Annotated in this window: 21 protein-coding genes and 1 pseudogene; 16 read left to right on the forward strand and 6 right to left on the reverse strand. The window is 39.5% G+C overall.

Features of this window, described 5'->3' with window-relative positions; genetic code table 11:
* Positions 1 to 51 precede the first annotated feature (51 nt).
* The 8 genes and pseudogenes from NSQ79_RS02725 to radC all read left to right on the forward strand — a co-directional run bounded on the left by NSQ79_RS02725 (position 52) and on the right by radC (position 8787).
* Positions 52 to 1071 (forward strand): IS30-like element IS1139 family transposase, encoded by a 1020-nt coding sequence (locus tag NSQ79_RS02725; RefSeq protein WP_171021848.1) that lies wholly within the window; start codon positions 52 to 54, stop codon positions 1069 to 1071.
* 55 nt (positions 1072 to 1126) lie between these two features.
* Positions 1127 to 2119: pseudogene (locus tag NSQ79_RS02730) on the forward strand (glucosyltransferase domain-containing protein); the annotation flags it as partial.
* A gap of 199 nt (positions 2120 to 2318) precedes the next feature.
* The gene (locus NSQ79_RS02735; protein ID WP_013990209.1) at positions 2319 to 3467 is read left to right on the forward strand and encodes a glycosyltransferase family 1 protein; all 1149 of its coding nucleotides are present in this window, start codon (positions 2319 to 2321) and stop codon (positions 3465 to 3467) included.
* The gene (locus NSQ79_RS02740; protein WP_070849848.1) at positions 3464 to 4402 is read left to right on the forward strand and encodes a glycosyltransferase family 2 protein; all 939 of its coding nucleotides are present in this window, start codon (positions 3464 to 3466) and stop codon (positions 4400 to 4402) included. Before NSQ79_RS02735 ends, NSQ79_RS02740 begins: the two co-directional genes overlap by 4 nt.
* Positions 4403 to 5209: an ABC transporter permease gene (locus NSQ79_RS02745; protein WP_002886828.1), complete on the forward strand. Its 807-nt coding sequence runs from the start codon at positions 4403 to 4405 to the stop codon at positions 5207 to 5209. It begins immediately after the preceding gene.
* On the forward strand, positions 5209 to 6411 hold the full coding sequence (locus NSQ79_RS02750; protein WP_070849846.1) for a polysaccharide ABC transporter ATP-binding protein: 1203 nt from the start codon (positions 5209 to 5211) through the stop codon (positions 6409 to 6411). The genes NSQ79_RS02745 and NSQ79_RS02750 overlap by 1 nt, the downstream gene beginning before the upstream one ends.
* A 105-nt stretch (positions 6412 to 6516) precedes the next feature.
* Complete coding sequence (locus NSQ79_RS02755; protein WP_239499677.1) at positions 6517 to 8055, forward strand: rhamnan synthesis F family protein; 1539 nt, start codon at positions 6517 to 6519, stop codon at positions 8053 to 8055.
* 45 nt (positions 8056 to 8100) lie between these two features.
* Positions 8101 to 8787, forward strand: coding sequence for a DNA repair protein RadC (gene radC, locus NSQ79_RS02760; RefSeq protein ID WP_045768510.1), 687 nt, complete (start codon positions 8101 to 8103; stop codon positions 8785 to 8787).
* Between the two features lie 57 nt (positions 8788 to 8844).
* On the opposite strand, the gene NSQ79_RS02765 is transcribed toward radC, so the two are convergent.
* The 6 genes from NSQ79_RS02765 to NSQ79_RS02790 form a co-directional block, all read right to left on the reverse strand.
* A complete protein-coding gene (locus tag NSQ79_RS02765; RefSeq protein WP_339313810.1) occupies positions 8845 to 9540 on the reverse strand; it encodes a gamma-glutamyl-gamma-aminobutyrate hydrolase family protein in 696 nt (231 codons plus the stop codon).
* A complete protein-coding gene (locus NSQ79_RS02770; RefSeq protein WP_045768511.1) occupies positions 9533 to 10192 on the reverse strand; it encodes a redox-sensing transcriptional repressor Rex in 660 nt (219 codons plus the stop codon). Before NSQ79_RS02770 ends, NSQ79_RS02765 begins: the two co-directional genes overlap by 8 nt.
* Before the next feature lie 142 nt (positions 10193 to 10334).
* A complete protein-coding gene (locus NSQ79_RS02775; protein ID WP_045768512.1) occupies positions 10335 to 10682 on the reverse strand; it encodes a DUF1831 domain-containing protein in 348 nt (115 codons plus the stop codon).
* Positions 10672 to 11796, reverse strand: a complete 1125-nt coding sequence (locus NSQ79_RS02780; RefSeq protein ID WP_045768513.1) for a cysteine desulfurase family protein — start codon at positions 11794 to 11796, stop codon at positions 10672 to 10674. Before NSQ79_RS02780 ends, NSQ79_RS02775 begins: the two co-directional genes overlap by 11 nt.
* Before the next feature lie 3 nt (positions 11797 to 11799).
* Positions 11800 to 12771 carry a ribose-phosphate diphosphokinase gene (locus NSQ79_RS02785; RefSeq protein ID WP_164332126.1) on the reverse strand — a complete coding sequence of 324 codons (972 nt, stop codon included), beginning with the start codon at positions 12769 to 12771 and terminating at the stop codon, positions 11800 to 11802.
* A 272-nt stretch (positions 12772 to 13043) separates the two neighbouring features.
* Positions 13044 to 13619 carry a CYTH domain-containing protein gene (locus NSQ79_RS02790; protein WP_155164365.1) on the reverse strand — a complete coding sequence of 192 codons (576 nt, stop codon included), beginning with the start codon at positions 13617 to 13619 and terminating at the stop codon, positions 13044 to 13046.
* Positions 13620 to 13714: 95 nt separating this feature from the next.
* Between NSQ79_RS02790 and NSQ79_RS02795 the strand changes: the two genes are divergently transcribed.
* The 8 genes from NSQ79_RS02795 (at position 13715) to oppC (ending at position 23927) form a co-directional block, all read left to right on the forward strand.
* Positions 13715 to 14389, forward strand: a complete 675-nt coding sequence (locus NSQ79_RS02795) for a GTP pyrophosphokinase family protein (protein WP_164332125.1) — start codon at positions 13715 to 13717, stop codon at positions 14387 to 14389.
* Positions 14361 to 15197, forward strand: a complete 837-nt coding sequence (locus tag NSQ79_RS02800) for an NAD kinase (protein ID WP_002884507.1) — start codon at positions 14361 to 14363, stop codon at positions 15195 to 15197. The genes NSQ79_RS02795 and NSQ79_RS02800 overlap by 29 nt, the downstream gene beginning before the upstream one ends.
* Positions 15194 to 16090 (forward strand): RluA family pseudouridine synthase, encoded by an 897-nt coding sequence (locus tag NSQ79_RS02805; RefSeq protein WP_104021238.1) that lies wholly within the window; start codon positions 15194 to 15196, stop codon positions 16088 to 16090. The genes NSQ79_RS02800 and NSQ79_RS02805 overlap by 4 nt, the downstream gene beginning before the upstream one ends.
* A gap of 15 nt (positions 16091 to 16105) precedes the next feature.
* Positions 16106 to 17089 (forward strand): phosphate acetyltransferase, encoded by a 984-nt coding sequence (gene pta / locus NSQ79_RS02810; RefSeq protein ID WP_164332124.1) that lies wholly within the window; start codon positions 16106 to 16108, stop codon positions 17087 to 17089.
* 236 nt (positions 17090 to 17325) lie between these two features.
* Positions 17326 to 19296 (forward strand): peptide ABC transporter substrate-binding protein, encoded by a 1971-nt coding sequence (locus NSQ79_RS02815; protein WP_175062643.1) that lies wholly within the window; start codon positions 17326 to 17328, stop codon positions 19294 to 19296.
* 180 nt (positions 19297 to 19476) lie between these two features.
* Positions 19477 to 21447, forward strand: coding sequence for a peptide ABC transporter substrate-binding protein (locus NSQ79_RS02820; RefSeq protein ID WP_156685282.1), 1971 nt, complete (start codon positions 19477 to 19479; stop codon positions 21445 to 21447).
* A gap of 60 nt (positions 21448 to 21507) precedes the next feature.
* A complete protein-coding gene (locus tag NSQ79_RS02825; RefSeq protein ID WP_070576846.1) occupies positions 21508 to 23001 on the forward strand; it encodes an ABC transporter permease in 1494 nt (497 codons plus the stop codon).
* Positions 23001 to 23927, forward strand: a complete 927-nt coding sequence (gene oppC, locus NSQ79_RS02830) for an oligopeptide ABC transporter permease OppC (RefSeq protein WP_002886846.1) — start codon at positions 23001 to 23003, stop codon at positions 23925 to 23927. The genes NSQ79_RS02825 and oppC overlap by 1 nt, the downstream gene beginning before the upstream one ends.
* Position 23928: the final 1 nt, after the last annotated feature.

Below are 23928 nucleotides of genomic sequence, written 5' to 3' on the forward strand. Positions count from 1 at the left end.
TGTTCATCTGATATACTAGAGTTGCGAAAAACAGTATAAAGGAAGATGAACATGTCCACTAATTATTCTACCACAAATCAATCATACAAGCACTTATCTGAAGCTGAGCGAGGGGAAATTGAAGCTTATTTAAGCGTAGGACTCAAACCTGCTGAGATTGCTCGTAGACTAGGGAGAAATCGCTCTACTATTACTCGTGAAATTAATCGTGGTTCCATAACACAAGTGAAAAAAGTAAATGGGCAAAAGGTCTATTACCAACACTATTATGCAGATGCTGCTCATAACCGTTATCGTCATGCTAGAGAAGCCAGCTATTATTTGAAACTGGATTCCGTATCGGATGACTTTCTGAGAGCATTTACAGAAGCAATGAGAGAGAAACCAAGGGTGCATAGCGTGGATACCTTTGTTCATACCTATAGACTCCAACATGTAGATGCAGTTGTTCCTTCAACCAAGACGCTCTATAACTATATCCATCAAGGATTGTTAGAGATTAAGGTCATTGATTTGCCAAGAGCAGTGCGGATCCGTAAGAAATTTACCAAGCGCCCCTCTACCAAGAAACATCTAGGAAAGTCAATTGAAGAAAGGCCAGAAGAAATCAATAATCGTTCCCGTTTTGGAGATTGGGAAATCGATTCTGTTCTGGGTGGAAAGACAATAGGAGAACCTTCTATTCTAACCTTGGTAGAACGACAAACACGCTATGCTGTCACAAAGAAACTCGTGGAAAAGAAAGCAGAGTATGTCAATCAAGCAGTCTTAGAGTGTATGAAACTTTATCCCATTAAGTCCATAACTGCAGATAATGGAAACGAATTTTCATCATTGAGTAAGATAGAGGGATTAGATGTTTATTTTGCACATGCCTATTCATCTTATGAACGAGGTACAAATGAGAATTTCAATGGACTACTAAGAGAGTTCATTCCGAAGGGGTGTTCGTTAAAAGAACTAAATCAGAATCTTTTAGAGGACTATACAAAGGCTATCAATGAAAGACCTAGACGAATTCATGGCTATCAGTCCGCAAAAAAGCTGTTTGAGCTAACTCAAACAGCTTGAAAGATACTCACTTAATCAGAGGAACATCTTTGTTGCACTTGACTTGACAATTAGGGAAACATTTATTTTATTCTTCATACAGATAATTGTTGCGATGCTTTTGTTGGAATATAAGAAATCAAAATTCTCTTTTTCTGAATTAATAGTAAAAGCTTTTCCTAGTGTATTAGTTTTACTATTAGGCATAGCTTGTTATTGGTTACTAGATAAACTTATTGTCTTTGCTCTGAAAACAACACATGCTAATCACTCCTTAGGAATGATAACGTGGTTTGATAAGTCATTTGTAGATGGTTTATCAAGTTTGAGAGTGGCATTTACTTCTATGTTCCCCACTTTAGGTGAGACACCGAATATTTATGGTTTTAGTTTTATAGTAGCAATTTTATTTGCTTTTCTTATCCTAATAATTTATTTCTATAAAAGATATGATGTTAAGATTTGCTCTTTGTTACTCTTCTTATTATTCCTTGCTGGTCTAGGAATTGTTATAGCTTCAGGTACTCTACCTACTCCGAGAAGTATGGTGCCCCAATACCCTTTTTTAATCGCATTTATTGTATTTTATTTGAGTATACTTGTAGATAATGATAAATTGATAACTAATGTTATTCTTGGTATAGTGCTCTTATTAACGTTTACTCAGGTAAAAATGTCGAGTAATTTAGTGGTTGCTGAAGATGCAATTTTCAGAGAAGATCAACAAAAAATTTAACTAATTTATCAGGCAGTTGAAAATTTACAGCTTGAAAATAAAAGTGACTATAAGTTAATGATTATTGGTTCCTCACCAGCTAAGAATAAACAAAGATTTGGTAATTTTGGAGATTTGGTAGGAGTTTCTATGTTTGAGTTTGGAGGAACGTATGCAATTTCTACTAACGTTGTTTCAATAATGGAAAACATGGGGATGTCATACCAATCACCAACATATGAAGAGTATATGAATTATTGGAAAAATAGGACAACTTTGGAGCATAAAAATACTGATTTTGGTATAGAGGTTATAGATAATATGATAATTGTTAAAGTTACTCCTAACTTATAAGGACTTTTCCTGATTTTAAAACAAACTATTTTTATCAAAAATTGATTTTTGAAGATAGCCGTATAAAGACAGTTTTTTGGCTGTCTTTTTTGTTCTTCTCTTTCTGTCCAATCATGCAAAATACCTTCCAAAATGGTATAATAAAAGCTACTATGTATAATTCTGTGTATTTGAGAGATGTGACGAATGGAGGTAAACTTTGAAGGATGTTTTTATCATAGGTAGCAGAGGTTTGCCTGCTCAATACGGTGGTTTTGAGACATTTGTTGAGAAGTTGGTTTCTCATAAGGTATCGCCTACTATACGTTATCACGTGGCTTGCTTATCTGACGAAAGTACTGGCAAGCATTTTGACTATAAAGGTGCGGATTGTTTTACGGTCAATCCACCAAAGCTAGGTCCTGCGCGTGTCATAGCTTACGATATGATGGCTATTAATTATAGCTTGAAACTTATTAAAAAAGAGGGAATTCAAGCCCCAATTTTCTATATTTTAGGAAATACCATTGGTGCTTTCATTGTTCATTTTGCCAAGAAAATTCAGTCCATTGGTGGGATTTTGTTAGTCAATCCTGACGGTTTGGAATGGAAACGTGCTAAGTGGTCTAAGCCTGTTCAAAGCTATCTCAAATACTCTGAAAAAGAGATGACAAAGTATGCAAACTTGATTATTTCTGATAACCGAGGTATTGAGACCTATATTCAAAATACCTATCCGTGGTCTAGAACGACTTTTATCGCTTATGGAACTGACTTATCTAAGACGACTTTGACTGCTGAGGATACCCCTGTTCGAGATTGGTATCAGAAATGGCAAACTCAAGAAAAAGATTATTATTTGATACTGGGTCGATTTGTTCCTGAAAACAACTACGAAACTGCAATTCGTGAATTTATGAAGTCCTCTACAGAGCGTGATCTTGTTATCATCTGTAATCATGAAGGAAATGCTTACTTTGATGAACTACGACAGATAACAGGATTTGATAAAGATAAACGTGTGAAGTTTGTGGGGACTGTCTATGATCAGGACTTGCTTAAGTATATCCGTAACCAAGCCTTTGCTTATATTCATGGACATGAAGTAGGTGGAACGAATCCAGGCTTATTAGAGGCCTTGGCTCAAACAGACCTCAACCTTATCTATAATGTAGACTTTAATCATCAGGTTGCTCAAGACACCGCCTTGTATTGGACTAAAGAGGATGGGAATTTGTCTCAGCTTATCGATTCTGTAGATGGTAAAGTGTCATTCGAGGACTTGGGAAATGCTGCTAAAGCAAATATGAAAGAAAATTACACCTGGGAAAAAATCGTGGGTGAATACGAGGAGCTATTTTTATCATGAAAGTAACTATTCTCATGTCTACTTATAATGGCGAGAACTTTTTAGCAGAGCAAATAGAGAGTATTCAGCAACAGACTTATACTGATTGGACCTTGTTAATTCGTGATGATGGTTCTAAAGATAAAACGAGAGACCTTATCAAACGTTTCGCTTCAGAAGATGATCGCATTGTTTTCATCAATCCTGATCAAACTGAAAATTTAGGTGTTATAAAGAGTTTCTTTACGCTTTTGAAGTATCAAGAATCTGACTACTACCTTTTCTCAGATCAGGATGATACTTGGTTACCTGAGAAACTATCTCTTCAACTTGAGAAAGCAAGTCACTACCCATCTGATAAACCACTTTTGGTATATACGGATTTAAAGGTTGTGAATCAAGATTTAGAGGTACTTCATGAGAGTATGATTCGTACTCAGTCTGATCATGCCAATACGGAATTGGTTCAAGAAATGACAGAAAACACTGTTACAGGTGGTGTGTCTTTAATCAATCATGCTCTGGCTGGATTATGGACTGGTAAGGAAACGAACGAGCTTTTGATGCATGACTGGTATTTAGGTTTGCTTGCGTCAGCATTTGGCAATCTCGTTTATATTGATCAGCCAACAGAGCTTTACCGTCAGCATGCGGATAATGTCTTGGGAGCTAGAACGCTTCGGAAACGTATGCAGAATTGGATTCGCCCTCAGACCTTGTTCAACAAATATTGGAAGTTGATTAAGGCTAGTCAGAATCAGGCGGAAAATCTTCTTTCTTTGCCATTGAATGCTGAAAATAGAGAGTTGGTTGAAAACTTTGTGACCATTATGGACCAAGGATTCAGAGAGCGTTATCGTCGTTTGAAAACATATGGCTATCGTAAAAACAGGGCTTTTCATACCTTTGTATTTACGAGCTTGATTTTGACAAAATTCATGTATAAGGAGGACTAGATGAATTTCTTTAGTCAAAAAAATAGGATTTTACTTAAGGAACTGATTAAAACGGATTTTAAATTGCGTTATCAAGGTTCTTTCATTGGTTATCTTTGGTCTATTTTGAAACCTTTGATGATGTTTACAATTATGTACCTTGTCTTTGTTCGTTTCTTGAGATTTGATGATGGGACACCACACTATGCAGTAGGATTGCTTTTGGCCATGATTTTTTGGGGCTTCTTTACGGAGGCTACCAATATGGGGATGCTTTCCATTGTTTCACGTGGGGATCTCTTACGTAAACTAAACTTTCCGAAGCAAACAATCGTAATCTCATCTGTACTAGGAGCTGCGATTAATTTCTTGATTAACCTTGTGGTTGTTTTCGTATTTGCCTTAATTAACCATGTTCCAATTGGTTTCAATACTTTGGTTATCATTCCTCTCTTTATTGAGGTGTTATTGATGGCAATGGGAGTTGCTTTTATTCTATCAGCACTCTTTGTTAAATACCGTGATATTGGTCCTATCTGGGAAGTTGTGCTTCAAGCTGGTATGTATGCTAGCCCAATTATCTATTCCATCACTTACCTTCTTCAAAGAAACCAGACGTTTGTTGCAAAGGTTATGATGTTGAATCCAATCGCTCAGATTTTACAGGATATGCGTCATTTTATTATTGATCCAGTTAACCCAAGAGGCTGGGATATTATTAATAATAAACTGATTGCTTTTGTTCCTTATGCGATTCCTGTAGTGATTTTTATCATTGGTTTCCTTGTCTTTAATCGAAATGCTAAACGATTTGCGGAGATTCTATAATGTCAAATAATATTGCTGTAAAAGTAGATCATGTAAGTAAGTATTTTAAATTACCAACTGAGGCGAGTCAGAGTTTGAGAACAACTTTAGTCAATCGCTTTAAAGGGATTAAAGGGTATACTGAACAACATGTCTTGAAAGATATTTCTTTTGAAGTTGAAAAAGGTGATTTTTATGGAATTGTTGGGCGTAATGGTTCTGGGAAATCAACACTTCTAAAAATTATTTCTGAGATTTATGTTCCTGAAAAAGGTAAGGTCACCATTGATGGTAAGTTGGTATCTTTCATTGAGCTTGGGGTTGGGTTTAATCCAGAACTAACTGGTCGTGAGAATGTCTATATGAATGGTGCAATGCTTGGTTTTTCAACTGAAGAAGTAGATGCCATGTATGATGACATTGTAGACTTTGCTGAACTTCATGATTTCATGAATCAAAAGTTGAAGAACTACTCAAGTGGTATGCAGGTTCGTCTGGCTTTCTCAGTTGCTATCAAGGCTCAAGGAGATATCCTTATCCTGGATGAAGTCTTAGCTGTAGGTGACGAGGCCTTCCAACGTAAGTGTAATGATTATTTCATGGAACGTAAGCAATCTGGAAAAACAACCATCTTAGTTACCCATGACATGTCAGCGGTTAAAAAGTACTGTAATAAGGCAGTTCTGATTGAACATGGTTTGGTCAAAGTAGTTGGTGATCCAGATGAAGTTGCTAACCAATATAGTTTTGATAATGCTGCTGGTCAAAAGGTTTCAAATGACGACGTTGTTGTTGAAAATCCAAAAATCACTGATTTACAAGTGAAACTCTTGAATGACAATATTATCAGTCCTGACCAAGATATTTCATTTGAGATTTCATATGATGTCAATGAGGATATTGAGACCTATATCGCCTTTTCATTGACAGATATTGACCGTGGTATCTGGATTTATAATGACAATTCCATGGACAATAAAACGAGTGGTTCTGGAAGAAAAACACTCACATATAAATGTAGTCTTGCCCATCTTAATAACATTAAGCTTAAGCTTCAGGTTTCTGTCCGAGATAAGGAGGATCAGATGATTGCTTTTGCTGATTCAGATAACTCACCAGTTATTCTCTTGAATCGAAATGATATTGAAGATGATGATAAGTCTGCTAAAGATTCTGCAACTGGTATGGTTAAGAGAAATGGAAAATGGGAGATTCAAGAATAGATGAAACGTCTCTTATTGTATGTTCATTATAATAAGTACGACGAATTAAGTGGTCATGTGCTCTACCAATTGGAGCAACTTCGACCACTTTTTTCTAAACTTATTGTGATTTCAAATAGTCAACTAACGAAGTCTGCAACAGTAACTCTCGAAGAGCTTGGCATAGCTGAAGTTATTCAGAGAGAGAATCTAGGCTTTGATTTTGCAGCTTGGAGAGATGGTATGGCTCATGTTGGATTCGAACGGTTAGCAGATTTTGATTCGGTTACACTCATGAATGACACTTGCTTTGGTCCTCTTTGGGATATGTCTGACCTAGTTGAAGACTTTGAACAACGACAGAGTGTTGACTTTTGGGGGATGACGAACTTTAGAAAGACCAAATATTTCGAAGAGCATTTGCAAAGTTATTTTATATCTTTCAAAAATCATGTTGTCGCTTCAGAAGTCTTTCAGAAATTTTGGACTTCTATAAAGACTTTTACTGATGTTCAAGATGTTATTGACAATTACGAAACTAGAGTTACCAGTGTTCTTACTGAGGCAGGTTATCGTTATGATGCTGTCTTTAATACCATTGAAGCAGAGGCAGGAGATTTAATCCACCCTGACTTTTCTTACTATAGACCAATAAGTACCCTTGAGCATAAGGTACCGTTCATTAAACTAAAAGCTTTTACCGACAATGAAAAAAAGGGAAAATTACTTTTAGACTATCTTGCTAACCTATCAACATATCCAGTAGCACTAATTAAGTCACATCTAAATCGTTACCATTCCCCTGACAGTTTAGTCATTTTAGATGAGAAAATTATTGGCCCTTCTTTTAAAACCTTAAGCAAGCATAAGTATCGTATGGCTATCCATGTGCACATTAGCGACCTTGAGAGACTGAAAGTATTTTTGGATAGTAAGTTATCTGCTTTCTATTATTTCACTTTATCAAGTCGTTTAGATAAAACTGAAGTTGAGAATACCTTATTAAATAGTTTTGATAAAGATAGATTTCAGATAGTCTCACAACGGTTTGATAATCATTATCATGCCTTGGTTTCTCTGGCTTCAAAGCTTAGTGACTATGACTTTGTTGGGCATTTTCACACAGAAGCCTTTGGAAATGAAGGTAAACTTGTTGATGAAGCTACAAGACATGCTCTAGTGGATATGCTATCAGATGAAGAGAAGGTAGTATCAATCTTTGACCATTTTCCAGAGGTTGGCCTTGTTTTTGCTGATTTGTCAAAAGAACTTTATTGGACCGATGCAATTGGTGCCTTAAATCTAGAACAGACAGTTAAACTAACTAACGAATGTCAAAAAGTAATCAATCATTCGCTTCATGTTTTTCAAGGTTTTATGTGGTTGTCAAAAGATTTTCTGGAAAACATTATTCTAAAGGATGAGCATATTTTTTATGACTTTGACGAAAATACTCTCCCTTATCTTTTCTATCGAAAAGCCTGGGATGTAGGAATTGATTATCGTATTATTGCTTCAGAAAAAATATCTTTTGCAGAACGTTATAAGGTCCATTTTATTGAAAGGTCACAGGTGGCAGAACCACTGACCTTAAAGAGTAAATTTTCAGCATATCGAAAAGCCTTGTTAAAGAAACTAGGATTAAAAAAATCTTCAGCTGTTTAACTTCCCCCTCCCACTTACGAATAGGTAAGTAGGAGGTTTTTTCTTATGTATAGTATTGTATCTGAGGAGGCGGGGCTTTTGCCTCGTGAGCGACTCTTACAGAAGGGAGCAGAGGTTTTATCGGATCAGGAGTTGTTGGCGATAGTACTACGAACAGGGACCAAATCTGAGTCGGTCTTATCTATGGCTAATCGTATTTTGAAAGGGATGACGAGTTTGGCGGATTTGTCTCGTTTGTCTTTGAATGAGCTTCAGAAGATTCCTGGTATTGGGCGTGTGAAGTCTATTGAGCTGAAGGCTATGGTGGAGTTGGCTAAGCGGATTGAGAAGGCCGAGTTGGCTCGTTCCGAGCAGATTATGTCCAGTCAGCAAGTAGCCCGTCGTATGATGTTGGATATTGGGGACAAGCCTCAGGAGCATCTGGTGGCTATCTACTTGGATACGCAGAATCGTGTTATTCAGCAGAAGACGGTCTTTATTGGTGGTGTTCGTCGTTCGATTGCTGAGCCACGTGAGATTTTGCATTATGCTTGTCATCTGATGGCAACGTCCCTGATTGTGGTTCACAATCATCCATCGGGTGAGGCCTATCCGAGTCGAAATGATATTGATTTTACGCAAAAGATTAAGCGGTCTTGCGATGATTTGGGGATTTGTCTGCTTGATCATCTGATTGTTGGCAAATCGACCTATTATTCTTTTCGTGAGGAGAGGGAGGATTTTGAGCTTTAGATTGAGGCGATGTGATAAAGACAAGAGAAAAGCAACTGAGTGCAGTCTCAGTTGCTTTTAAAGTTCGTTAACAACGTATTGAAAGAGTTTGAGGTCTTCTTCACGTTTGTCTAGGAGAAGCTCTGGGTGCCACTGGACACCAAGGAAGCGAAGGTCTGGTGTATTTGACTCAACGGCTTCGACAGTGTTGTCCTCAGGATCACGCGCAATGACACGGAGGTCAGAGGCCAAGTGTTTAATACTTTGATGGTGGAAGGAGTTGATAGAGGTTTCACGTCCGTAAATTTCTGCCAACTTACTGTCCTCTTCAACAATCATCTCATGGTAGAGGTAATCAGAAGGCTTGTCCTGCCAGTGATTCTCGATGTCTTGGTGGAGACTACCACCTAGTGCGACGTTCATGAGTTGAGTTCCACGACAGATTGAAAAAATGGGTTTCTTTTGCTTAGTGGCTTCTTCGATAAGTGCCATTTCAAAGATATCACGTTCGAGGAAGAAGTCATCTGCACTGGCATGGTTCTTTTCGTTGTAGAATTTAGGGTCAACGTTTTGCCCACCGATAAGGATGAGCTTGTCAATCATGGAGATATAGGTCTTGGCTTCCGATGGATCGGATACGGGTAGTAGGATTGCTAGGCCACCGGCTCTTTGAACTCCTTCTACAAAGCCAGATGGGGCATAGGACCAGTTGATGTCTTCATGGGCTGGATTAGGCCTTACATTGGCTGTGATTCCGATAATTGGTTTAGTCATTGTTCCTCCTTGATTTTTCTTCTTCTTTCATGAAATAGAGTAGGGTTTGTAATTCGCTAGTCAGGTCTACGTATTGGACCACCACGTGGCGTGGAAGATTGAGGTTGACTGGAGAGAAGCAGAGGATGCCTTTAATTCCAGCATCAACCAAAAGATCAGCCACCTCCTGAGCCTTAACTGATGGCACTGTCAGGATGGCTGTTTTGATATCTTCTTGAGCAATCTTGTCCTTAATTTGGGAAATCCCATAGATAGGAATATTGTCCTCAGTTTGAGTTCCAACCAGTTCGTTATCGTCTGTATCAAAAGCCATGACCAGCTGCATGCGATTACGTTCTTGAAAACGGTAGTGGAGAAGGGCACGTCCGACATTCCCCACACCTACGAGAAGTACCTTGGTAGTCGCATTGTCATTAAGGAGTTCAGCGAAAAATGTCATTAGTTTGTTCACGTCATAACCAAAGCCACGACGACCTAGCTCACCAAAGTAGGAGAAGTCTCGACGAACAGTGGCAGGGTCAATCCCAATCGCTTCAGCAATTTGTTTAGAGCTTGCTTTCTCGATATTTTCACGATGGAATCGCTTGAAAATACGATAGTAGAGAGAGAGACGTTTGGCAGTGGCGTTTGGGATGTTTTTCTCAAATGTCATTGATCGCTTTCCTTTCTTCAATTAGTATGATTCTCTTATATTTTAAGAAAAGTTTGTGAAGATTGCAACAAAATAGTGTAGAAGAGGCGATATAAAAAACCTATCACAAGGATAGGCTATTTCTATGTAGTAAGAAAGAAGTTTAGACTTCTTCTTGTTCGAAAACGTTACGGTCAACCAAACTCTGCATCAAGAAATAGAATTTCTCTTGCAAGATGTGATGATTTTCATTTTTAAAGATATTAACGTTACGAAGGCCAGATTTGTCTGTAATTGACAATTTGAAACCAGTCAAGTCTTTGTTAATAGTGATTTTAAGTGGGAAACCTTCACCTGAGTTAGGCACTTTTTCGAGAAGGCGGTGCAACTCGTAGTTTCCGATTTTATTTTGCACAAAAGTCGTATCACGTAGGGTGAATTTTTTGACATTAGGACTGATGGTGTAACGGTATTTACAGTCAGTCAAATGAATGCTTTTTTCAAATGCCATGTTGGTCTCCTATGATTTGATTAAGTTTTTCTGCTAGGGCTTGGAGTTCTTCAGCAGTATTTTCCTCTGATAAACTAATGCGGATAGCTGTTTTTAGTTTGTCAGAATCCTTGCCATAGAGGGCCTGGATGACGTGGCTAGGGTCAACAGTTCCAGCAGTACAAGCAGAACCCGTTGAGACGGCAAAGCCAGCTAGGTCTAACAAGGTTAAGAGAGGGCCATTTTCCTTACCAGGAAAACTGATGTTGATGACGTGAGGTAGACTAGATCCTCCACCATTAATTTCATAAGGAACGGTAAGGGTATCTAGAAAGGCCTGACGAATCTTTTCAACATGCTGGTAATTGGCTTGGTAATTCTCGCTAGCATTCTTATAAGCAGCGGTCATACCTGCAATACCGACCAGATTTTCAGTACTGGCACGACGTTTTTCCTCTTGCTCTCCACCATGGAGTAGGTTGTCAAAATGCAAATCGTTATGATAGAGCAGGCCGACACCTTTAGGTCCGTGGAATTTATGGGCACTAATAGAGAGAAAATCAGCTCCAAGTTGCTCTGGGTGAATAGGAAGTTTTCCTGCTACCTGCACGGCATCAACGTGGAAGGCAGCTTGGTGATTGGCAAGCAAGTCACCAAGTTCCTTGATAGGAAGCAATTGGCCGGTCTCATTATTGGCATACATAACAGAAACTAGAATAGTATCGTCACGTAAGGCATCAGCGATTTGTTGGGCAGTAATGACTTGATTTTCTGGTTGAATATAGGTTACTTCAAAACCAAAACGCTCTTCCAAGTAGGCCATGGTGTGAAGGACAGAGTGGTGTTCAATAGCAGTTGTAATCAGGTGCTTACCTTTAGCTTGATTGGCTAGGGCGTAACCTTTGATAGCTGTATTGTTTCCTTCGGTCCCCCCAGAAGTGAAAATGAGCTTACGAGTAGGGACTTCAAATTGTTTGGCCATTTCTTCACGGGCTTCACGAAGTTCCTTGGAAGCTTGACGACCATAAGCATGGAGGCTGGATGGATTTCCAAAGGTTTCAGTCATGACATGTGTCATAGCTGAAATAGCAGCAGTATTTAAAGGAGTTGTTGCTGCATTGTCCAAATAAACCATAGCTTAGTCCTCGTGTGCTGTATATGCAAAGAGTGGACTAAGTGGTTGACGTTCGAAGATACGAGTAGTAGCGTTAGCGATTAGCTCACTTGCTGAAATGTATTTAACGTTTGTAGGCACTTTTTCTTTAGTCGCAACTGAATCTGTTACCAAGATTTCTTTGATTGGAGCAGCGTTGAGGACTTCGGCAGCACCTCCTGCAAAGAGACCGTGACTAGCAACTGCATAGATGTCTTTAACGCCACCACGTTCAAGGATTTTAGCTGCTTCAGCAAATGTTTTACCAGTATTAAGGATATCATCAACCAAAATTGCTGTTTTTCCTTCAACCTCACCGATGATGTAGCCTTCTTCGCGTTCTGAATCATCTTGAGCGTAGTCAATGATAGCGATTGGTGCATCAAGGTATTCCGCCAAGCTACGAGCACGTTTAACACCTGAGTTTTTAGGGCTAACAACGACAACATCATTTCCTGTGAATCCTTTTTCGTTGTAGTATTCAGCAAACAATGGCATTGTGAAGAGGTTATCTACTGGGATATCGAAGAAACCTTGAACTTGGACAGCGTGAAGGTCAAGTGTCAAGACACGATTGACACCAGCTTTAACCAGCATATTGGCAATCAATTTAGCAGTGATTGGTTCACGTGAAGCAGCGATACGGTCTTGACGTGCATAACCAAAGTAAGGCATAACCACGTTGACAGAGTTAGCACTGGCACGTTTGCAGGCATCAATCATGATGAGCAATTCCCAAAGGTGGTCGTTAACAGGGTTGCTAGTAGATTGGATGATATAAATATCGTCCCCACGAACAGACTCTTCGATGTTGATCATGATTTCACCGTCAGAAAATTGACGTGAAGATACTTTACCAAGTGGCAATCCAGTAGCCTCAGCAATTTTTTCAGCAATTTCTGGGTTTGAGCTGAGCGAGAACAATTTCAATTGTGGGTTTGCTTTTTGATGTACCATGACGATGGTGACTCCTTTAAAAAAATAAGATGCTAAGCCCAGTTAGGGCTATTGTAATAAAACTACAGACAGTTCTATTTTAGCAAAAAGAAGCAGAAATTTCAGCCATCAAAGTATGATATTAGTGAAAAATACCGAACCTTTGTTAGATAAAATTCCTTTGTATGCGTTTTTAGACCTCTGGAAGTCATTTATGAGATAAAATGCTTGTATTATTTAACGCTACATGTGTTTAAAATAAAAAAACAAGGAGCCAACTCCTTGTCTAAATTTTAGTCTTTGTCTCGTTTGAGGGTAGCTACAAAGCGTGCAACCTTACTCTTGGCATACTTAAAGTCAATGTTATTTTCTTTAAGAAAGGCATCAAAGTCGTCTTTACCTTTCTCAGCATCCGAAACTTCTAGTTCAAGCTCGTAGTCTTTCTTGTCAGCATATACATTGACATCAAGAGCCATGAGGCCGATGTTGGTCTGGTACTCGCGACGAGTTGTGGTCAAATGTCCGAGGATGGTTAGGTCCTCTAGTTTAACCCCACGTTCTAAAAGAATGGATTTGATTTGACAATCAGGAAAGTCCAGCGACTTAGTCAAAGCCTTAGCATCCGCACAATCCATGGTAACGTTGTACTCCATGTTCCCGACTTTTTCAGGGATTTTCAAGGTCAGCTCACCATGACTGGGAAGTGTCCTAATACGCAAAGACAACTTTTTATTTCTCATGTCACTCTGAGGAGTGTCGATGTAGTAGTTTGTTTGCGTAACAGGTGTCACATGGGAGAAAAGCATCGCTAAACGATTGTATTCGTCTTTGGTGAGTAGAGTCTTGTACTCTATCTCTAAATGGTTCATGTGTGTCCTCCCTTGTGCTTTCAAATGTGGTATAATATAACAGATTGTATTTATTTTATAAAAAACTAAAGCTTTTGACAAGGAGGAGTCCTATCTTGACCATGGATTGGGAACAATTTTTAGACCCCTATATTCAGGCCGTAGGTGAGCTCAAAATCAAGCTCCGAGGCATTCGTAAACAATTTCGTAAGCAAAATCGTCACTCGCCTATTGAATTTGTGACGGGACGTGTGAAGTCAGTGGCTTCCATTGAGGAGAAAATCGCCCTTCGTGGCCTTTCGGTTGAAAATTTGGCTCAAGATATGCAGGATATAGCTGGTCTCCGAGTCATGGTCCAATTTGTCGATGATGTGGATGAGGTTTTAGCTTTGCTTCGTCATCGTAGTGATATGACCATTGTTTCAGAGCGTGACTACATCAGAAACCGTAAACATTCGGGTTATCGCTCTTATCATGTTATCGTCTCTTATCCTGTTGATACCATTGATGGTCGTAAGGAGATTCTTGCGGAGATTCAGATTAGGACTTTGGCCATGAACTTTTGGGCCACCATCGAACATTCCCTAAATTACAAGTATCAAGGGAACTTTCCAGAGGAAATTAAGCTTCGCTTGGAAAATACGGCCCGCATGGCTTATGAACTTGATGAAGAAATGCGTAAGATACGTGATGATATTAGAGAAGCCCAGTTGCTCTTTGATCCAATTAACAGAACTTTGAAGGATAGTGTAGGAAATAGTGATGACACAGATGAAGACCTCTTCGGATGAGATGAAGGTAGCTATTATTGCCAATGGCAAACCCCAAAGTAGGCGTGTTGCCTCGAAACTTTTTAATGCCTTTCGAGATGATCCTGATTTTTATTTGACCAAGAAAAATCCAGATGTGGTCATCTCAATTGGTGGTGATGGCATGTTGCTATCAGCCTTTCATATGTATGAAAAAGAGCTTGCGCGTGTGCGTTTTGTAGGGATTCACACGGGTCACTTAGGCTTTTATACGGATTATTTGGACAGTGAAGTGGATCAATTAATCGAGACGCTTCGAAAAGATAGTGGTGCAAAGATTTCTTACCCTCTTTTGAATGTCAAATTGACCCTGGCTGATGGTCGTTCTTTTACGTCGATTGCCCTCAATGAAGCAGCCATCAAGCGTAATGAGAAAACCATGGCAGCAGATGTTTGCCTTAATGATGTCTTGTTTGAGAGCTTCCGTGGTGACGGGCTGTCGGTGTCAACGCCTACAGGATCAACGGCCTACAATAAATCTTTAGGTGGTGCGGTCCTTCATCCTACCATTGAAGCCTTGCAACTGACTGAGATTGCCAGTCTTAATAATCGTGTTTATCGTACCCTAGGAAGTCCCCTTATTGTACCTAAGCATGAGAAGATTACGGTTTATCCTACCCGTATGGGAAGCTATACTCTATCCGTTGATAATAAAACCTATACCAACCGTAATGTGAAAAAGGTAGAATTCTCAATTGACCAACGTAAGATTTCCTTTGTGGCTAGTGCCAGCCATACAAGTTTCTGGGAACGCGTACGTGATTCCTTTATCGGAGACATGGAAGAATGAGATATGAGTTTACAGTAGGGCGTTCTTGTCGGGTTAAGACCTTTTTGAAGGAGCACGATATTTCTAAAGGACTACTGGCCAAGATTAAGTTTGAGGGCGGTCATATTTGGGTCAATGGCGAGGAGCAGTTTGCGACTTATCCTGTCCATGAAGGAGATGTGGTTGCCATTGAAATCCCTGACGAGGCACCGCATGAAACCTTGAAGCCAATTCCTTTTGACTTGGATATCGTCTATGAGGATGATAACTTCTTGGTGATTAATAAACCCTATGGCTATGCTAGTATTCCAAGTGTTAACCACGATAATACCATGGCTAATTTTGTCAAACATCATTTTGTCAGCAATAATTATCCCAACCAGCGTGTGCATATTGTGACACGTTTGGATAAGGACACCTCTGGTCTCATGCTGTTTGCTAAACATGGTTACGCCCATGCTCGTATGGATAAACAGTTACAACAGAAGTCTATCAAGAAACATTACTATGCCTTGGTTGAAGGTGACACCAAACTTGAGAATCAGGGTGAAATCATTGCACCGATTGCGCGTGATGAGGATTCCATTATCACACGTCGAGTCCATAAGTCGGGGAAATATGCCCACACTAGTTATCGTTTGGTAGGTGATTATGGTAGGGTTAAACTGGTTGATATCAATTTGCATACTGGGCGTACTCACCAGATTCGCGTCCACTTTGCCCACTTAGGCCTTCCCCTTTTGGGAGATGATCTTTATGGTGGTTCTCTAGACTATGGTATTGAGCGCCAGGCCTTGCATTGTCACCGTCTTGCATTTGTTGATCCTTTTACCAAAAAAGAGATGGTCCATGCATCTTCCTTGACAGATGATTTTGAAACCGTTATCATGAACTTACAAACTAAAAAAGATTGATTGAGGAATTTTTTTATGCGTAGTCTATTTGGTGAACTTCGTGAACATATTTTAGGGAAAGGTGTTAAGATTGTTTTCCCTGAGGGTAACGACGACCGTGTGGTTCGTGCAGCAGCCCGTTTGAAATTTGAAGGATTGGTTGATCCTATTATTTTGGGAGACCCAGCAGAGGTTCACAAAATCTTGAACAATCTTGGTTTTGCAGACTTTAACTATACAATTATTAATCCTGAAACCTATGAAGATTTCAAGGAAATGAAGGAAAAATTTGTTGAAATCCGTAAAGGGAAAGCGACAATGGAAGATGCGGAAAAGTTGCTTCATGATGTCAACTATTTCGGTGTTATGCTAGTTAAACTTGGTCTTGCTGATGGGATGGTTTCAGGTGCTATTCACTCAACAGCGGATACGGTACGTCCGGCCCTTCAAATTATCAAAACAAAACCTGGTATTTCTCGTACATCAGGTGTCTTCCTTATGAACCGTGAAAATACCGATCATCGCTTGATGTTTGCTGACTGTGCTATCAATATTGAACCAAATGCTCAAGAATTGGCAGAAATTGCAATTAATACTGCTGAAACAGCTAAAGTTTTTGGTATTGATCCTAAAGTGGCCATGCTTAGCTTCTCAACAAAAGGTTCTGCTAAATCGCCAAAAGTTGACAGGGTAGTAGAGGCAACAAATATTGCTAAAGAAATGCGTCCTGACTTGGCTATTGATGGTGAGTTGCAGTTTGATGCAGCCTTTGTTCCAGCAACAGCTGCCATTAAGGCTCCAGATAGTAACGTAGCGGGACATGCTAATGTCTTTGTCTTCCCAGGTTTGCAAGCAGGTAACATTGGATATAAGATTGCCCAACGTTTGGGAATGTTCGAAGCCATCGGACCAATCTTGCAAGGTCTTAATAAACCTGTTAACGACCTTTCACGTGGGGCTAGTGCTGAAGATATTTACAATTTGGCGATTATCACAGCTGCTCAAGCTCTTAATGGCTAATTTTAACTTAAAAACAGAGGTTTAACCAAGGTGTTAGACCTTTTTGTTTTATGCATGACGAGTGATTAAAAATAAATTGATTGAGGTGGCTAGAAACCTAGGGAATACAAGGGGTTATTGAGTTTATCGTGTTTTATCATGTACAATACTTGTTCAAAATAGTCTGACAACGACTGTTATTCTTGATTATTTATGCTATAATGAAAAGGTAAAATTTTATTTTTTGGAGAAATCTTATGAAAAAAAGCAAATGGTTAGCCCTTGCGGGTGTGGCACTCCTCAGTGTAGGTGCCTTAGCGGCTTGTTCTTCTAAGTCAAGTACTAGTGGAACGACTTATGGTTATATTTATAACTCTGATCCTGAAACTTTAGACTATATCACGTCAAATACTGGACCTACTAAGACTGCTGTAACTAATGGTGTAGATGGTCTTATGGAAGCTGATAAATATGGGAACCTTGTTCCTTCTGTAGCTGAAGATTGGTCAGTTTCTCAAGATGGTCTTACCTATACCTATAAAATCCGTAAGGGTGTTAAATGGTACACTTCAGATGGTGAAGAGTATGCTGATGTGACTGCTAAGGACTTTGTGACTGGTCTTAAGCATGCGGCTGATTCCAAAGCTGGAGCCCTCTATTTGGTACAAGATTCTATTGCAGGCTTGTCTGACTACCTCTCTGGTGCCAATAAAGATTTCTCAAATGTAGGTGTCAAAGCAATCGACGATCACACATTGCAATATACCCTTAAAAAACCAGAACCATACTGGAATTCTAAGACAACCTATGGTTTGCTCTTCCCGGTTAACGAAGACTTTCTTAAGAATAAAGGAAAAGATTTTGGTAAGTCAACAGACCCAACCTCTATCCTTTATAACGGTCCTTTCCTTCTTAAATCTTTGACAGCTAAATCATCTATCGAGTTGACTAAGAATGAGAATTATTGGGATAAGAAGAACGTGCATTTCGACGCTATCAAATTGTCATATTATGATGGTTCTGACCAGGAGGCTCAAGAGCGTAGCTTCTCAGATGGTGCTCTCAGCATTGCACGTGTATTCCCTATGAGCTCTAACTATGCGTCAGTAGAAAAGAAATATAAAGATAATATTTATTACACAGCACCAGGTGCGTCTACAGCAGCTATTGGTGTGAATATTGATCGCCAAAGCTATAAATTCTCAGCTAAGAAGACAGATGCTGAAAAGACATCAACTAAGAAGGCTCTTCTAAACAAAGACTTCCGTCAATCAATCAACTTCGCTATTGACCGTACAGCCTATCAATCTCAAGTTAATGGTAAAGATGGGGCTGCTCTTGCTATACGTAACCTTTTTGTTCCTTCTGATTTTGTCAGTGCAGGTGATAAGACCTTTGGTGACCTTGTGACAGACAAGATGAGCACTTACGGTGATGAATGGTCTGGTGTCAATTTTGCGGATGGTCAAGATGGTCTCTACAATGCGGAAAAAGCTAAGACTGAGTTTGCCAAAGCCAAAGAAGCTCTTCAAGGTGAAGGTGTTCAATTCCCAATTCACTTGGACCTTCCAGTTGATCAAAGTTCTAAACTTAATGTTGCTCAAGCTCAATCATTGAAACAAACGATTGAAAAATCATTGGGCAGTGAAAATGTCGTTATCGATATCAACCAGTTGTCATCTGATGATATGCAAAATGCTACTCTTAATGCGGCTAATGCGGCAGCAGAAGACTGGGATATTTCAAACGGTGTGGTTTGGGGTCCAGACTATCAAGATCCATCAACTTACCTTGATATCTTTAAGACAACTTCAAGTGAAAACACCAAGACTTTCATGGGTTATGATAATCCAAACAATGCGGCTGCAGCTCAAGTAGGTCTTAAAGATTATGACGCCTTGCTTGATTCAGCAGCTTCAGAAACAACAGACCTCAATGCTCGTTACGACCGTTATGCTCAAGCTCAAGCTTGGTTGGAAGATAGCTCACTTGTCATTCCATTGACTGTTGGTAACGGTGCAGCACCAGTTATCTCACGCTTGACACCATTTACGGGTGCTAGCATGCAAGTGGGTGATAAGAACTCATCAGACTACTTCAAATACGTGAAACCACAAGAAAAAGTAGTTACTAAGAAAGAATATGAACAAAGTCGTGAAAAATGGCTTAAAGAAAAGAAAGCATCTAACGAAAAAGCTCAAAAAGATCTTGAGAAACACGTTAAATAATATTCTAGAGAAAAAGGCAGTTAGCCTTTTTCTTTTGTCAAAAAGGGGCTAATCCCTAGTGTTCATAAGGGGTATAATTGTGAGAAAGTCAGCATAAGACAAAATATTCTGAAAATTGTACTCATCTTATTTTTTATGGTATAATGTAGGTATATAAAAAAGATTTTTTGGAGAATGCTTATGAAAAAAAGTAAATGGTTGGCCCTTGCGGGTGTTTCCCTCCTTAGTGTTGGGGTTTTAGTGGCTTGTTCATCAAAATCAAACACTTCAAGCAATACTTATAACTATGTTTACAATGCTGATCCTGAGACATTGGATTACCTTATTTCCAATAAGGGTTCAACAATTGATGCTGTGACAAATGGTGTCGATGGCCTTTTGGAAAATGATAAATATGGTAACTTGGTACCTGCTATTGCCAAGGACTGGACTGTTTCAGCTGATGGTTTGACGTATACATACAAACTTCGTAAGGGAGTCAAATGGTATACTTCAGACGGTGAAGAATATGCAGAAGTAACAGCTAAGGACTTTGTAACAGGACTTAAGCATGCTGCTGATAAAAAGACAGAGTCAATTTACCTGGCAAAAGATTCTGTAGTAGGTCTTGCTGATTATTTCAATGGTACTGATAAAGACTTCTCTAAAGTTGGCGTTAAAGCACTTGATGATTACACCCTTCAGTACACACTTAAACAACCAGAACCTTACTGGAATTCTAAGATGACTTATTCTCTCTTCTGGCCTGTAAATGAAGAGTTCCTTAAGTCAAAAGGGGACAGCTTTGGTAAATCAACAGATCCATCATCTATCCTTTATAATGGTCCATACATCCTTAAGTCATTGACAGCCAAATCATCTATTGAGTTGGCTAAAAATGAAAACTATTGGGATAAGAAAAATGTACACTATGATGGGGTGAAATTGTCATTTTTCGATGGCTCTGATCAAGAGGCACAAGTCCGTAATTTCACTGATGGAGCCTATAGCCAAGCACGTGTTTATCCAACAGGTTCGAACTTTGCCTCAGTAAAAAAACAATATAAAGATAATATCTTCTATACACAACCATCTGCTGATATTGTTGGTGTTGGTGTTAATATTGATCGTCAGTCTTACAACCATACATCTAAGAAGACTGATGCTGAGAAAGATTCAACTAAGAAAGCTCTTCTTAACAAGGACTTCCGCCAATCTATTAACTTCTCAATTAATCGTGAGTCATACTCAGCTCAAATTAATGGAGAAGAAGGGGGAGTTCTAGCTGTTCGTAACCTTCTTGTGAAACCTGATTTTGTTTATGCTGGTGACAAGTCATTCGGTGATTTGGTAACTGAAAAGATGGCTTCATATGGTGACGAGTGGTCTGGGGTTAACCTTAAAGACAGTCAAGATGGTCTCTTCAACGCTGATAAGGCTAAGACTGAATTTAACAAGGCTAAGGAAGCCCTCCAAGCACAAGGTGTTCAATTCCCAATTCACTTGGATATGCCAGTTGACCAAACAGCAAAGACAAAGGTGGCTCGTGCACAGTCTTTGAAACAATCTGTTGAAGAGACACTCGGTAAAGAAAATGTTGTGGTTGACCTCAACCAAATGTCTCAAGATGACCTGTTGAACGCAACTCTTTCTGCTCCTAATGCAGCAGCAGAAGACTGGGATATTACTGACTCAGTTGCTTGGGCACCTGACTATGAAGACCCATCAACATATCTTGATATCTTCAAGACAACAGCTAGTGAGAACACAAAAACTTACATGGGATTTGACGATCCTAACAATGCAGCAGCAGCTCAAGTAGGTCTTAAAGACTTTGATGCTTTGGTTGATAACGCAGCTAAAGAAACAAGCGACCTCAACGTACGTTATGAACGTTATGCAGAGGCACAAGCTTGGTTGGAAGATAGCTCACTCTTCATGCCACTTATGGTTAACAAGGGTGCTGCTCCAATGGTAGCTCGTTTGACACCATTCTCAGGTGCTTACTCTCAAGTAGGACCTAAGGGTTCTGACAGATACTTCAAGTACCTTGAACCTCAAAAAGATGTTGTCACTAAGAAAAACTATGATAAAGCCCGTGAAAGCTGGCTTAAAGAAAAGTCTAAGTCTAACGAAAAAGCTCAAAAAGACCTTGAGAAACACGTTAAATAAAAGGACGATGGAACTTTCTCATTAGATTGGGAAAGTTCTTTTGGAATTAAAGGAAGAGACATGAAAAAATACATTTTATTGAGAACCCTCCGTTCTCTATTGTCAATATTTGTCGTGACGGCCTTGACCTACACGATTATCTATACCATGGTGCCGAGGCGTTTGATTTTCAGACAGGACCCAAACTACAACAAGATTGCTAAGACAGCTGATTCTAAGGCTAACTATGAAAATACAATCTATGAACGTATGGGTTACATTGATTACTATGACACCAAGGAGTTGCAGGAGAAAGCTAGCTCCCTTGATAAGTCGGTAACCACTAAGCCAACAAAAGAAAATAAAGCTATTTACCAAAAATATGTGGATAGTTTAGGACATGGCTGGCGTTTGCATCAATTCAAGCAAAGTAAACAATTCTATGCAACACGTGATGTGCCAGTGCTTGAACGTGTGTTTGGCTTCTATACGCACCTCTTTGAATTTGACAATACTGGATGGGTTAAAGATAAAACAAATCCAAACTTGAAGCGTTACATCCGTATTGAAAATGATCCAGCTATCGGTTGGTCAGTTGTCGGTTCAGGAACTAAGCATAAATACTTGCTTTACTTTAACAGTCAGTTCCCATTTGTTCACCAAAACTTTGTGAAGATGAACCTTGGTACATCTTACCCAACCTATGCTGAGCAGGGTGTTCTTGATGTTATTACACAAGGCCAAGGGCAAACACAAAGCTCTGAGGTCAACTTCCCTACTGGTAAGAAGATATCTTCAGTAGATATCTACTCTCGTACTTATAAATCACCAAGTCAGGCTGATGCGAGAGACCGTTCTTACTATGGAAATGACCCATACACAGCTACCAAGAGTCGCTACCAATACCCATCAATGGTGACAAGTTCTGCTATTGCAGGTTTGATTGGTTTGGTCTTGTCTTATGCTTTGGCAATTCCATTGGGATCATACATGGCACGCTTTAAAAACACACTCTTTGATAGTGTATCAACAGGTGTCTTGACTTTCTTGCTTTCACTACCAACCATCGCCTTGGTTTATATCATTCGTTTGATTGGTTCTGAGATTGGTCTTCCAGATTCTTTCCCTATCTTGGGTGCAGGTGACTGGCGTTCATACGTCTTGCCATCTGTTATTCTCGGTCTCTTGTCAACACCAGGTCTTGCTATTTGGATTCGTCGTTACATGATCGACTTGCAATCACAAGACTTCGTTCGTTTTGCACGTGCCAAAGGGTTGTCAGAACAAGAAATTTCGAATAAGCACATTTTCAAAAATGCTATGGTTTCCTTGGTTTCAGGGATCCCAGCATCTATCGTTAGTGTTATCACAGGGGCAACCTTGACAGAAACGATCTTCGCCTTCCCTGGTATGGGTAAAATGTTGATTGACTCTGTCCGTGCTTCAAATAACGCTATGGTTGTGGGTCTTGTATTTATTTTCACAGCCCTCACCATCTTCTCATTGCTTGTGGGTGATATCCTTATGACTATAATTGACCCACGTATCAAATTGACATCTAAAGGAGGTAAATAATGGCTTCAATTGATAAAAGTAAGTTCCAATTTGTAAAGCGCGATGATTTTGCCTCTGAAACAATTGATGCACCGGCCTATTCTTACTGGAAATCAGTGATGCGTCAATTCTTTAAAAAGAAATCAACAGTAGTAATGTTGGGTATCTTGATTGCCATCGTTTTGATGAGTTTCATCTATCCAATGTTCTCTAAATTTGACTTCAATGATGTCTCAAAAGTAAATGATTTCAGTTTGCGTTATGTACATCCAAACGCTCAATACTGGTTCGGTACTGACAGTAATGGTAAGTCCCTCTTTGATAGTGTTTGGTTTGGAGCTCGTAATTCTATCCTTATTGCTGTTATCGCTACCTTCCTTAACGTTGTCATTGGTTTGCTTGTAGGTGCTGTTTGGGGGATTTCTAAGACCTTCGATATGATTATGATGGAAATCTACAACATCATCTCAAATATTCCTGCCCTCCTTGTAGTTATCGTCTTGACTTACTCATTGGGTGCTGGTTTCTGGAATATGATCTTTGCCATGACTGTCACAGGTTGGATTGGTATTGCCTATACCATTCGTATTCAAATCATGCGTTACCGTGATTTGGAGTATAACTTGGCTTCTCGTACACTGGGAACGCCAACTGCTAAGATTGTGGTTAAAAACATCATGCCGCAACTTGTGTCAGTTATCGTAACTATGGCTAGTCAACTCTTGCCAGGATTTATCTCTTATGAAGCCTTCCTTTCATACTTTGGTTTGGGGCTTCCCGTTACGACGCCTAGTCTTGGTCGTTTGATTTCAGACTACGCACAGAACGTTACAGTCAATGCTTATCTCTTCTGGATTCCATTGACTACCTTGATTCTCGTTTCCCTTGCTCTCTTTATTGTCGGTCAAAACTTGGCGGATGCCAGCGACCCACGTACGCATAGATAGG

Source organism: Streptococcus sp. FSL W7-1342 (genome assembly GCF_037966635.1).
Lineage (GTDB): Bacteria > Bacillota > Bacilli > Lactobacillales > Streptococcaceae > Streptococcus > Streptococcus salivarius_D.